At 58.6% G+C, this 12,077-nt stretch carries 14 protein-coding genes; 7 read left to right on the forward strand and 7 right to left on the reverse strand.

Annotation, left to right across the window (positions count from 1 at the left end):
* Positions 1–237 precede the first annotated feature (237 nt).
* Both ACR0BA_RS01495 and tig read left to right on the forward strand, forming a co-directional pair.
* Positions 238–1,359, forward strand: coding sequence for a porin (locus tag ACR0BA_RS01495; RefSeq protein WP_170338049.1), 1,122 nt, complete (start codon positions 238–240; stop codon positions 1,357–1,359).
* Between the two features lie 186 nt (positions 1,360–1,545).
* Positions 1,546–2,877, forward strand: coding sequence for a trigger factor (gene tig / locus ACR0BA_RS01500; RefSeq protein WP_170338051.1), 1,332 nt, complete (start codon positions 1,546–1,548; stop codon positions 2,875–2,877).
* A 226-nt stretch (positions 2,878–3,103) separates the two neighbouring features.
* Here the strand turns inward: tig and ACR0BA_RS01505 are convergent, their stop codons facing one another.
* From ACR0BA_RS01505 to rpsF, 6 genes are all read right to left on the reverse strand, one after another.
* Positions 3,104–3,967 (reverse strand): acyl-homoserine-lactone synthase, encoded by an 864-nt coding sequence (locus ACR0BA_RS01505; protein ID WP_170366325.1) that lies wholly within the window; start codon positions 3,965–3,967, stop codon positions 3,104–3,106.
* 95 nt (positions 3,968–4,062) lie between these two features.
* Complete coding sequence (locus ACR0BA_RS01510; RefSeq protein ID WP_170338055.1) at positions 4,063–4,764, reverse strand: helix-turn-helix transcriptional regulator; 702 nt, start codon at positions 4,762–4,764, stop codon at positions 4,063–4,065.
* Positions 4,765–4,989: 225 nt separating this feature from the next.
* Positions 4,990–5,472 carry a lytic transglycosylase domain-containing protein gene (locus tag ACR0BA_RS01515; protein WP_170338057.1) on the reverse strand — a complete coding sequence of 161 codons (483 nt, stop codon included), beginning with the start codon at positions 5,470–5,472 and terminating at the stop codon, positions 4,990–4,992.
* A gap of 149 nt (positions 5,473–5,621) precedes the next feature.
* Positions 5,622–6,242 (reverse strand): 50S ribosomal protein L9, encoded by a 621-nt coding sequence (gene rplI, locus ACR0BA_RS01520; RefSeq protein WP_093962414.1) that lies wholly within the window; start codon positions 6,240–6,242, stop codon positions 5,622–5,624.
* A 12-nt stretch (positions 6,243–6,254) separates the two neighbouring features.
* Positions 6,255–6,482, reverse strand: coding sequence for a 30S ribosomal protein S18 (gene rpsR / locus ACR0BA_RS01525; protein WP_005608650.1), 228 nt, complete (start codon positions 6,480–6,482; stop codon positions 6,255–6,257).
* A 28-nt stretch (positions 6,483–6,510) separates the two neighbouring features.
* A complete protein-coding gene (gene rpsF, locus ACR0BA_RS01530) occupies positions 6,511–6,864 on the reverse strand; it encodes a 30S ribosomal protein S6 (protein WP_480726137.1) in 354 nt (117 codons plus the stop codon).
* Between the two features lie 280 nt (positions 6,865–7,144).
* Between rpsF and ACR0BA_RS01535 the strand changes: the two genes are divergently transcribed.
* Both ACR0BA_RS01535 and ACR0BA_RS01540 read left to right on the forward strand, forming a co-directional pair.
* On the forward strand, positions 7,145–7,654 hold the full coding sequence (locus ACR0BA_RS01535) for a hypothetical protein (RefSeq protein ID WP_480726139.1): 510 nt from the start codon (positions 7,145–7,147) through the stop codon (positions 7,652–7,654).
* Between the two features lie 127 nt (positions 7,655–7,781).
* Positions 7,782–8,354 carry a YceI family protein gene (locus tag ACR0BA_RS01540; protein WP_093962996.1) on the forward strand — a complete coding sequence of 191 codons (573 nt, stop codon included), beginning with the start codon at positions 7,782–7,784 and terminating at the stop codon, positions 8,352–8,354.
* Between the two features lie 66 nt (positions 8,355–8,420).
* Here ACR0BA_RS01540 and ACR0BA_RS01545 read toward each other — a convergent pair whose 3' ends face one another.
* Positions 8,421–9,650, reverse strand: coding sequence for a cytochrome b/b6 domain-containing protein (locus ACR0BA_RS01545; RefSeq protein ID WP_480726141.1), 1,230 nt, complete (start codon positions 9,648–9,650; stop codon positions 8,421–8,423).
* Positions 9,651–9,822: 172 nt separating this feature from the next.
* On the opposite strand from ACR0BA_RS01545, the gene fabD reads away from it, so the two are divergent.
* The 3 genes from fabD to ACR0BA_RS01560 all read left to right on the forward strand — a co-directional run bounded on the left by fabD (position 9,823) and on the right by ACR0BA_RS01560 (position 11,984).
* Complete coding sequence (gene fabD / locus ACR0BA_RS01550; protein ID WP_480726143.1) at positions 9,823–10,761, forward strand: ACP S-malonyltransferase; 939 nt, start codon at positions 9,823–9,825, stop codon at positions 10,759–10,761.
* Between the two features lie 41 nt (positions 10,762–10,802).
* Complete coding sequence (gene fabG / locus ACR0BA_RS01555) at positions 10,803–11,540, forward strand: 3-oxoacyl-[acyl-carrier-protein] reductase (protein ID WP_480726144.1); 738 nt, start codon at positions 10,803–10,805, stop codon at positions 11,538–11,540.
* Positions 11,541–11,750: 210 nt separating this feature from the next.
* A complete protein-coding gene (locus ACR0BA_RS01560) occupies positions 11,751–11,984 on the forward strand; it encodes an acyl carrier protein (RefSeq protein WP_005982462.1) in 234 nt (77 codons plus the stop codon).
* Positions 11,985–12,077: the final 93 nt, after the last annotated feature.

Genomic DNA, 12,077 nt, shown 5'->3' on the forward strand with positions numbered 1-12,077 from the left:
ATAGCGAGTGTTTGCCAAACGCATGGCCGGATGGCAGAATTCTCTTGCGGGCCGTCTGAAGCCTGTGCACGTTTGTTGTTAAAATATTGATAACACGGACATTTTGCTTTGCTGCCACTTTGTCTTTGTGGCGGATTTGCAATGATCGAGCTGAATGGCGTAGGGGCCTCTGGAACCGGACAGTTCCACTGAACATCTGGGCAGTACCTGAAACCCGAACCTTTCATGGTGAGTGCTATGACATTGAATATCAAACTCTCCTCAGTCGCCGCTGTTCTTGCGGCCACCACGGCCATCCCCGCCGCGGCAGAGCTGAAATACGAGAACAACAGCGGTGGCTATGTTCTGCTGTATGGGCAGTTCAACCCGGCAATCATCTCGGTTGACGACGGCCAAGAAACCGATACCCGCCTGCTGGACAACGACCTGTCCAACAGCCGCGTCGGCCTGAGCCTGATGCAGCCGTTTGGCCAGAACGAATTCACCTTCCGCTTTGAAACCGCGCTGGGTCTTCCGAACTCCAGTGAGTGGAACCAGTTGGGCACCGATTTCAGCGGCTGGACCCGGGAAGACATTCGTCACGTGGATTTTGCGCTGAAAGGTGGCTGGGGTAAATTCTCGGCCGGTCAGGGCAGCATGGCGTCTGACGGTGCAGCGGAAACTGACCTGTCTTATGTCGGCACCGCGCTGTATTCGTTCACCAACGATGAAAACTCGGGCTTCTTCTACCGCGGAACCGACGGAACCCTCAGCGACATCACCGTCGGCGACTCCAGCAGCAACTTTGACGGCGCGCGCCGTGGCCGCGTGCGGTATGACACGCCGGATTTCAGCGGCTTTTCGGCCAGCTTCGCCTATGGTCAAAACATCCTGTCCAGCAGTGATGACGACGACTATTACGACGTTGCTCTGAACTACAACAACACCTTTGCCGGTGGCATCGAGTTCGCGGCAAGCGTGGCCTATGCGGTGCGTGATTTCGACGACGGTTCGGGCGACCGTGAAGACACGATCGGCTCGGCATCGGTACTGCTGCCCAGCGGCTTCAGCTTCACCGCTGCTGCCGGTACCCGAAACAACGTGTCGGGCGAAAGCGATCCCAACTTCTGGTACACCAAAATTGCTTACGAGGATAATTGGGTGTCCTGGGGCAAGACCGGTATCGGCATCGACTACTATGATGGTTCCGATTTCAACACGGACGGGTCCAGCACCGAGTCCTGGGGTATCGCAGTGGTGCAGCGCATCGACAGCATTAACACCGATGCCTACCTGAAATATCGCAACCACGACTTCAACGACGGGACGTCGTTTGACAAGAACGAAGCTTGGGTCCTGGGGGCCCGCTGGAAGTTCTGATCCCGACGTTGTTTTGAATTCATGGCGCCCCGGCTCTGTCCGGGGCGTTTTTTGTGGGGCAGGGTGGCAAAACAAGGCCAATCTGGCACCTTGCCCCTTGCCCTTCGGCGGCTAGGCAAATAGAAGGCGTCAAATTTGCCCGGCGCGCCCGTTTTGCGCGCCCCGAATCCTATGGGGACTACCAGAATGCAGGTTACCGAGACGCTGAACGAGGGTCTGAAACGCGGCTACAACATCGTTGTCACCGCCGCCGAGCTGGACGAGAAGGTCAATGAGAAACTGATCGAAGCTCAGCCGGAAATCGAGATGAAAGGCTTCCGCAAGGGCAAGGTTCCCATGGCACTGCTGAAGAAGCAGTTTGGCCAGCGCCTGTTGGGCGAAGCAATGCAGGAAACCATCGACGGTGCGATGAACAAGCACTTCGAAGACAGTGGTGATCGTCCGGCGCTACAGCCTCAGGTCAAGATGACCAACGAAGACTGGAAAGAAGGCGACGACGTTCACGTCGAAATGTCCTATGAAGCCCTGCCGGAAATCCCCGAAGTTGACCTGAAATCGGTCGAGCTGGAGAAGCTGGTCGTCAAGGCGGACGACGCAGCCGTGGAAGAAGCCCTGCAGAACCTGGCTGAAACCGCTCAGGATTTCAAAGCCCGCCGCAAGGGTTCGAAGGCGAAGGAAGGCGATCAGGTCGTCATCGATTTCGTCGGCAAGGTTGACGGCGAAGCCTTCGAAGGCGGTTCGGCCGAGGATTACCCGTTGGTGCTGGGCTCGAACAGTTTCATCCCCGGTTTCGAGGACCAGCTGGCTGGCGTGAAGGCCGAGGAAGTCAAGGACGTCACCGTTACCTTCCCCGAGGAATACGGTGCCGAGCACCTGGCCGGCAAAGAGGCCGTGTTTACCTGCACCGTCAAAGAGGTGAAGGAACCTGTTGCCGCCGAGATCAACGACGAACTGGCACAGAAGTTTGGCGCTGAGGATCTGGCTGCGTTGAAGGCACAGATTGCCGAGCGTCTGGAAGCCGAGTACGCGGGTGCGTCGCGCGCGGTGATGAAGCGCGCGCTGCTGGACGCGCTGGACGAGAAAGTGTCGTTCGACCTGCCGCCGACCCTGGTCGAAGCCGAAGCCAAGCAGATCGCGCATCAGCTGTGGCATGAAGAAAACCCCGAGGTGACCGATCACAACCACGATGAGATCGAGCCGACCGAAGAGCACAACAAACTGGCTGAGCGCCGCGTGCGTCTGGGCCTGTTGTTGGCCGAGCTGGGCCAGAAGGCTGAAGTCGAAGTCACCGACGCTGAGATGACCCAGGCGATCATGAACCAGGCTCGCCAGTACCCGGGTCAGGAGCGTCAGTTCTTCGAGTTCGTTCAGCAGAACGCTCAGATGCAGCAGCAACTGCGCGCGCCGATCTTTGAGGACAAGGTTGTGGACTACGTGGTCGAGCTGGCCAAAGTGACCGAAAAGGAAGTCAGCAAGGAAGAGCTGCAGAAGGCAATCGAAGCCCTCGAAGAGGAATAAGCCGCGTTTTCAGGTCGGTCCGGGTGCCGCCGCACCCGGCCGGTCAAACGGCGATTGTCCGGACAGAAAGAAATGAAATCAGGTCCTCTTCGGAGGGCCTTTTTTGTTGCTGCCAAGAACCGGAACGTATGGCGCCAGCGGCGGATCGGTTGCCGAAATTAGAGCGGAGCCGCCTGGAATGAGACGGCTCCGCATGGGTGGCTTTTGGACTTATGAGGTGAGGGGGTCAGGCCTCATGAGCAAAAGCACGGGGGGTTTGCAACAGAGCGGTTTTCTGCTCTGGGGTGAAGCGGTCCGACAGGCTCTCGATCAATTTGAGTACGGCCTGGACTTCTTCTTTCGTCGTCGCAGCGTGCATCTGCTCGACGAAGTATTTCTCAAGATCGGTCAGTGGCTGGTGGTCAAGATTGGCGGCACCGGCCTGTGCAAGCTTGGCTTGCTGACCCGAATTGAACAGTTCGAGCGCCTGATCGTCGGTCAGGAACACGTCGTAGTCGATGCTCGAATACTCGCGGATCGATTGGATGCGCTCGTCCGAACAATCCATAAGGGCGGCCATTGCGACCACTTTGCCCATCGGCTTGGCCGTTCCGACATAGTCGTACGGAGCATTTCCGGACCGTTGCAGCACCCGGTTCATAACCGGATCAATGACCGCGACCGAGTCGAGCACTCCAGCTTCCTGAGCGTATTCGAATGACCCAATCATGACCTCGCTGGTCACGTAGGATACGGAATTTTTACCACGTCCCCGGCCGAGCCGTTTCGTATCGACGCAGAACCGCGTGGCTTCCCAGACCTGAGCGCTGCGGATCGGCGGCTCGCCATCAAGGATCGAGCTGAAAACATCGGCCAGCATGTGCGGGCCGGTCGTCTGCAAGAGGCGCATGCACCCAACGACGTCCCCCTCGTCGTTGATGCTGACCACGTGTGCAGGATTGAGCGAGTCGAACTGATCGAATTCGCGCCCGTCCTGGATGTTCACTTCCCAGCCCAAGCGATCCCCGAACACGCGTGCTCGCAGCTTGAACATCTCATCCAAGACGTCTTTGAACTTATGCTGGTTGATGCCATCAATAACGATGATCATTCCATCCCCCTACAGTTTGGTTACCGTAAGGAGCAGATTAACCAAGTTTCGAAACAAGACTATTGGGGATATCCCGTATTTTTCTGCCTTAATTGTTAACCGGGGTAAATTAACCCCAGACCAATGGCACGGCCGATCGCCTGGGCGGTCGTGAGTGCGCCCAGTTTCTCTCGTCCGGAACGCATATGCACCTCGACCGTCCGGTGCGAAATGCACAGAATATCTCCGATATCCTGCTGGGACTTGCCCTCGGCGACCCATTGCAGGATTTCTTTTTCGCGCGAGGATAGGGTTGGAAGGTATAGAGCCTTGGCCAAAAGGCCAGATTGCATGACGGTGTCATGCGCGTGAACCGCGGCCATCTGGAGGTCGCCCATCACGTGCTTTTTTAGCTTTTTCCATTCCTCGTCCGTGCAATCCTTGGTCACGCTGAGCAAGCCAGTTTCGCCATAAGGTCCCCGAACCGGAACCGTCAGGCCGCGGTCGGTGATCCCGAAGTCATGAGCGTCGCGGAAAACCGCGTTGAACTTGTCGTCGTGATTGAAGCGGCCCCAGTCCACCGGCGCGATGCTGAGCGCCGACTGATATAGGGTGGGATCAAGGTGATGGTAGCCTTGCGTGGCGTAGTGGATCTTCCACTCGTCCGGGTAGTTCGCGTAACCTTGGACGTCACCATTCACGGGATGGGTCGTCGCATAGGACGCATAGTCGAACCCAAGTTCGTTGCAGACAGAATTGATGATGTCGTAAGCCGACCGTTCATCATGATCAATTGTGGCCAAGTCAATAAGTTTCACTCGTCCAACCTTTGTCCCTACGGCATTTCCCCCGAAAAATGCCGTATCTGCCCGTATCACAGCCTACGTTGCGTCAATTTGAACAGATTGCGCAACCCATTTGTACATATCACATGGAGTTATTGAGTGCTAATGGCAACAGACAACCTCCGGATTATTTCGTCCTGTGAGGTATTCTCGGTCAAATTGAATGCTGTATAGACCGGGTCGATTGCCCCGTTCAAGCTATTCGGACCGCAAGCCAGTTTCAACCAGCATTCCGCGAGCCTTGGCTTCGGGGTAGTACCCCTTTGCATAGAGGAAGATCGCGCGCTGCTGATCGCCGTCGGCCAACATCCATGCGCCGCGAAGATACTTGCCCGCATACTCCAGGTTGGTGTCAGCATCCAGAAGACCTTTGGCGTCGCCCTTGTAGCCCATCGAACGAGCGGTGGCGGGAAGGATCTGCAGCAGGCCGTAATATGGCCGGTTCGTCGCCCAGGGGCGATGCGTGCTTTCGCGGATCGCCAGCTTATGGACCAACTCTCGCGGAAGTTCGTAGTGATCAGCCCATTTGTTGATCGATTCGCGCAATTCGGGCGTTTCGTTGGGGTGGAGCGGCGGCTCGAATGCCTGTTCCTTCGTCGCTTTGCCAGATGGGTCGCTGCAGGCGGCAATTGGGGCAGCCAGAAGCACTGAAAGCATTATTCGACGCAGGACCTTTGCCATGCAACTTCTCCGGATTGTTACGCGGCTGGATGATACGAAAGTGGCCCGGGGTCGCAAGTCCGGCGCGCTGTGGTGGCCAAAAATTGCCAGTCGAAAGAAAAAGGCCGCGCAATGCAGCGCGGCCTTTGAGATTAGCAGACCTGATCAAATCAGGCTTTGGGTTCGTCTTCCTCGGTAGAAGCATCGGCGGCAACCAATTCTTCGTCTTCCGAAGCGGCCGAGCCGATGTCGTCGAACAGTTCCGCGATTTCGAAATCTGCGGCGGCCTCTTCTTCAGCGGCCAGTTCCTGGATCGATTTGCCCGATGCCTGAAGCTCGGCTTCTTCTTCCGAGCGGGCAACGTTCAGTTTGATTTCGACCTCGACTTCGGGGTGCAGTTTGACGGAAACCGTGTGCAGGCCCAGCTCTTTTATAGGCGAGACCAGAACGACCTGCTTCTTGTCAACGGTGAAGCCCGCAGCGGTTGCGGCATCGGCTGCGTCACGCGGGGTGACCGAGCCGTACAGCGCGCCGGCGTCCGATGCCGAGCGAATCACGATGAACTGCTGACCGTCCAGCTTTTCAGCCAGAGCTTCAGCTTCTTTCTTGGTTTCCAGGTTGCGGGCTTCCAGCTGTGCTTTCTGGGCTTCGAACGAGGCGATGTTGGCCTCGGACGCGCTCAGCGCTTTGCCTTGCGGCAGCAGGAAGTTGCGGGCGTAGCCGGGCTTGACGTCGACGACATCGCCCATCTGACCCAGTTTCGCAACGCGTTCCAGAAGGATAACTTGCATGTCAGTCTCTCCTTACTTCACGGCGTAGGGCAGCAGGGCGAGGAAGCGGGCGCGCTTGATGGCGCGGGCCAGTTCACGCTGCTTCTTTGCCGAAACGGCGGTGATGCGCGAAGGCACGATCTTGCCGCGCTCGGAAATGTAGCGCTGCAGCAGACGGGTGTCTTTGTAGTCGATCTTCGGCGCGTTCTCGCCCGAGAACGGGCAGACCTTGCGGCGGCGGAAAAACGGTTTTGCGGCCATGGTTTGGTGTCCTTTCCTCAGGCGTTGATCAACGGCGCTCGCGGCGGCCATCGCGCTCATCGCGCTTCTGCATCTGGACCGAGGGGCCCTCGGGATGTTCGTCGACCTTGATGGTCAGAACGCGCATCACGTCTTCATGCAGGCGCATCAGGCGCTCCATTTCCTGAACGGCGCCCGACGGAGCGTCGGTCTTCAGGAAGGCATAGTGGCCCTTGCGGTTTTTGTTGATTTTGTAGGCCATCGTTTTGACGCCCCAGTACTCGCTGTCGACGATCTTGCCGCCGTTGTCAGCCATTACGGTGCCAAAGTGTTCGATCAGGCCCTCGGCCTGCGCGTTGGACAGATCCTGACGCGCGATCATTACATGCTCATACAGTGGCATGTTCACTCCTATTTATATCAAGGCGCATTTCATAGGCGGGGCCAGCAACCCTTCGCGACCCTGCCACGAGAGGCTGCGCGGTTCATGCGTATTGCGAAGGATGGCCCCGTATACACGTTTCTGGATGGGGGGCAAGCCCTGCCATGAATGCCTTTCTCACGCCGCCCAATTACCTTTGGGCTGCCCAAATCCTGACGCTTTTCGGCTTGAGGTTGTTTGCAAGCCCGGCGTTACCCGGGGGGTCTCAAGAAACTTGGACAGGGCAAAAGCGATGGCCGTCATGAACACGAACACATTTCAACAGTCCGCAGCCGGCGCAGCATACGACAAATCCGTGCCCGTGCTTATTACCTTTGCACCGAATTGGAAGGCCCGGTTGGTCCTGTTCCGTGTGCTGGGTGCATTTCTGATCGTATCGGCCTTTTCGATGTGGCTGATGCCGGGTTCGGTCATCGGGGCCGACGTCTGGACCATCAAGCTGGTCGCGTCGCTGATGTTCCTGATCCTCGGGGTGAGCCTGCTGACCATCGAGGTTCTGGATCCGCGCCCCGACGCATATTTCGACCCGATCCGCCGCGAGGTTCGGGTGCTGCAGAAGAACGAAAACGGGCGTCCGCAGACCGTCCTGCGCCGCAGCTACGATACGTTGGGCGGAGCCCGGTTCGTGGACGACCAGGTTGAACTCTTTGAAGTCGATGGCAGCCTTCTGATGAAGCTGCCGCTGGAGTCGGCGGATGTCAGCCGAGCGCTGAAAGGGCAACTCAGCGGAAGCGTAACAATTTTCGCTTGAATTTTATTCTGTTCATTGAGGAACAGAATTTGTGAGAGAATGAAGGTTGTGTGCCGCCCATGGGCGGCACATCTTTGTTTTGGAGCAACCCAACCGGTTTGCGCTTTGAAAACTTTCGGAGATTGTCATGAAATCCACCCTTATTGCAGCAGCACTTGCCACGGCGGCGACCTCGGCCATCGCGGCCCCGGAAAAATACGTTCTGGACCCGAGCCACAGCCAGGTTGTTTTCAGCTACAACCATCTTGGCTTTTCGACCACCACCGGCATGTTCTCGGGTTTCGAGGGCGAAATCATGTTTGACCAGGAAGATCCAGCAGCGTCGAGCGTGACGGTTTCGATGCCCGTGGTAGAGATGATCACCGGTTGGAAGCCCCGTGAAGATCATTTCATGTCCGAAGATTTCTTCGCGGCGACCGCCGAGGAAATGGTGACATTTACCTCGACCTCGATCGAGGTGACGGGTGAGAACACGGCAAAGATCACCGGGGATCTGACCTTGAATGGTGTGACCAAGCCAGTGGTGCTGGACGCCAAGCTGAACCAGGTCGGCGAGCATCCGATGGCGGGCAAGCCTTGGGCCGGGTTCGATGCCACCACCACCCTGGTGCGCAGCGATTTCGAACTGGGCAAGTTCGCGCCTTTCGTCGGAGATGAAGTTGCTATCGCGATTTCGATCGAGGCGCAGAAGGCCGACTGATCCGGGCTTCAGAACCAGAGAAACCGCCGGTGGCCGAAGCCCCGGCGGTTTTTTTGTGTTGTCGGCTTACTGAGCGTTGCGTGTTGCCGTCAACTCGACCGAAACGGTGACGGCGAAGGCCAGCGAGTCCTCTTTCGGCATCGATTGGCCAACCCCGAAGTCGAGGCGGTTGAGGTCCATCGTGCCGGACATTTTGGCAGTCTCGCCTTGGATGTCCAAAGAGAAGGGCAATACAACGTCCAGTGTTTGATCGCGGATGGTCAGCGGTCCCCTTGCTTCATACCCCGTTTCGGTTTTGTATATCTCGGCATCGAACTGAGCCGTAGGGAATTGCGCCTTGTCGAAAAAATCAGCCCCCATGGCCTGATCGGTTACCGTACCCAGGCTCAAAGATCCGATGGAGACCGTGACCTCTACCGACCCGGCCGGACCGGGTTCGACGGGGTCGTCAAACGTGATTGCGGCGGTCCAGTCTGAAAACTGACCGGTTACAGGGTTGCCCAGTTGTGTGATCGCGATCGCAAGCGTGCCTTCTTCCACCTGCCAATCCGATTGAACGGCCGCCAACTCGGCCGTTTCAACCTCGGCATCTGGCTTGTCTGAAAAACTGCCGGTCAGCAGGCCGGCTGAAAGAACGCCAACCCAGACAAGCCCAGCAGCCGCGGCGGGAACCATCGAGTGCTTCTGTTCCGGCGGAACCGGCGCAGCGGACGCCCCGGGCAACATTCGCCGCAAAGTACTGTCCTTGTCGATGACGTGGTGTTTCAGTGCTCCGGCGATGTGCAGGGTCAAAGCTGCGACGAGAACCAGCATGAAAAGCCAGTGCAGCGTTGCCATCACCTCGGCCAGATGCTCGGACTTCGGCACCAGTGGCAGGTTCTGCCCAAATGGCCAAAGGATGGGCGCGAAGCCTTCGGTAGCAGCGTGGTCGATCCAACCCGACAGAGGAACCAGAACCAAGGACCCGTACAGCAGCCAATGGACCGTTTCAGCCGCAAAGGCCTCGGGCTTGTTGTCGGCGTTCAGCAGTCCGGGCTTGGTTTGGGTGAGCGACCAGAGAATGCGTGCCAGCGCAACGAAGAAGACGGTGATCCCAACGGTTTTGTGCAGGGAAAACAGCCGTGCGGCTTGGGCAAGATCGGCCTCGGTGGTGGGGATGGTCGGGTCATAGATTGCATGGGCCAGGTTGTTGGCGAACCACCCCAAGGGCAAGGCGGTGAAGATCAACAATGCGGTCAGCCAGTGGAATGTCTTGGTCACGCTGCCATAGCTGACATTGGTGTTGGTTAGGGACATTGATCTTGCGCTCCGGGTTTTCTGCTGTGGCCAAGGTAACCGTGTGACGCACATAGACAATAGCGTGTGGCGCACAGACCCGGTGCCGTCACGCAGAGTGCAGGCAGTGCTTGTGCCGGAACCTCACTCGGTTTACACCCCGGCGCAACCTAACGTCATCCAAGAGGTTGCAATGACACTTGCGTTCGTTTTTCCGGGGCAGGGCGCCCAGACCATCGGCATGGGCAAGGCGCTGGCCGACGCTTATCCGGCCGCCAAGGCCGTGTTTGACGAGGTGGACGAAGCGCTGGGCGAAAGCCTCAGCAGCCTGATCTGGGATGGCGACATCGAGACCCTGACTCTGACGCAGAACGCGCAGCCGGCGTTGATGGCCACATCGATGGCGGCGATGCGCGCGCTTGAGGCCGAAGGGGTCGATGTGACAAGGGCCGCCTTCGTGGCCGGTCATTCGCTGGGCGAATACTCGGCCCTTGCCGCAGCCGGCGCGCTGAGTGTCGCGGACACTGCTCGCCTGCTGCGCACCCGCGGTCAAGCCATGCAGAGCGCCGTTCCGGTGGGCGAGGGCGCGATGGCCGCGATCCTGGGACTGGATCTCGACGCCGTTCGCGCCGTGGCCGAAGAGGCCGCACAGGGCGAGGTGTGCCAGGCTGCCAATGACAATGACCCTACGCAGGTCGTGGTTTCAGGTGCCAAAGCCGCCGTTGAACGCGCCGCTGAAATCGCCAAGGAAAAGGGCGCGAAGCGCGCTGTGATGCTGCCGGTCAGCGCTCCGTTCCATTGTGCCCTGATGCAGCCTGCCGCCGACGTGATGGCCGAAGCTTTGGCGGGTGTCGAAATCAAGGCGCCGGCGGTTCCTCTGGTTGCCAATGTCCGCGCCGAGGCGGTGACCGACCCCGACTTGATCCGGCAATTGCTGGTCGAACAGGTCACCGGTTCGGTCCGGTGGCGCGAATCCGTTCAGTACATGGTGGCGCAGGGTGTGACCGAAGCGTGGGAGATCGGTGCGGGCAAGGCTCTGTCGGGCATGATCCGCAAAATCGACCGGTCCATTGCCTGCTCCGCCGTTGGTACGCCGGAAGACGTTCAAAAAGCGCTGCAGGCAGGCGATTAACTCAAAGCTGGTCCGACAGGACACTCGAAAAGGATACCGGTATGTTTGATTTGACTGGAAAATGCGCCCTTATCACCGGGGCTTCGGGCGGGATCGGGGGCGAGATTGCACGCACCTTGCACGCCGCAGGGGCTACTGTTGGTCTGTCCGGCACGCGCGTCGAACCGCTGCAGAAGCTGGCGGATGACCTGGGCGAGCGCGCTCATGTCCTGCCGTGCAATCTGGGTGATCCCGAGGCCGTGGCCGCGTTGCCGAAACAGGCCGCCGATGCCATGGGGTCCGTTGATATTCTGGTCAACAATGCAGGCATCACCCGCGACAACATCTTCATGCGCATGTCCGACGAGGAATGGCAGAGCGTGATCGACGTGAACCTGACCGCCACCGCCAAGCTGTGCAAGGGTGTGCTGCGGGGCATGATGAAGGCGCGCTGGGGCCGCATCATCAACATCTCGTCCGTTGTTGGTGCAACCGGCAACCCGGGTCAGGTGAACTATGCCGCGTCCAAGGCGGGCATGGTCGGCATGACCAAGTCGCTGGCCTACGAGGTCGCGAGCCGTGGCATCACCGCCAATGCCGTCGCGCCGGGTTTCATTACGACCGCGATGACCGACAAGCTGACCGATGAGCAGAAATCCGGCATCCTGACGCAAGTTCCCGCCGGTCGGATGGGCGAGCCATCTGAAATTGCGGCGGCCGTTCTGTACCTTGCAAGCCCCGAAGCGGGCTATGTTACCGGAACCACCTTGCATGTGAACGGCGGCATGGCCATGTTGTAGGCGCAGCCAGGGGCAGATGCGAAAGCGTTTGCCTCTTGCGTCGTCTGTGCTATAGGCGGCGCATGTAATCAGGGGCCGGTCGTTCAGGTCGGCCTTCTACTTTCCCGGAGACCCGGGACCCAAACCGCCCGGATCGGGCAAACCAAGGCCACCCCGAGCGGGCAAGGGCAGAACCGGGCAGACCGCCCTGAAATGGAATGAGGAATAGACATGAGCGACGTCGCAGATCGCGTTAAAAAGATCGTTGTTGAGCACCTGGGTGTTGAAGAGGACAAAGTCACCGAGAACGCGTCCTTCATCGACGATCTGGGCGCGGACAGCCTGGACACCGTTGAGCTGGTCATGGCTTTCGAAGAAGAGTTCGGCATCGAGATCCCCGATGATGCAGCCGAGACCATCCAAACCTTCGGCGACGCCGTGAAGTTCATCAGCGAAGCTTCCTGATCGCTTTGAATTTGACCGAAAACGGCGCTTCCGGGCAACGGAAGCGCCGTTTTTTTTTGCCCGCTCGAATTCCCGCTTGCCTCGTGGAAAATC

The organism is Ruegeria sp. CI5, assembly GCF_056536885.1.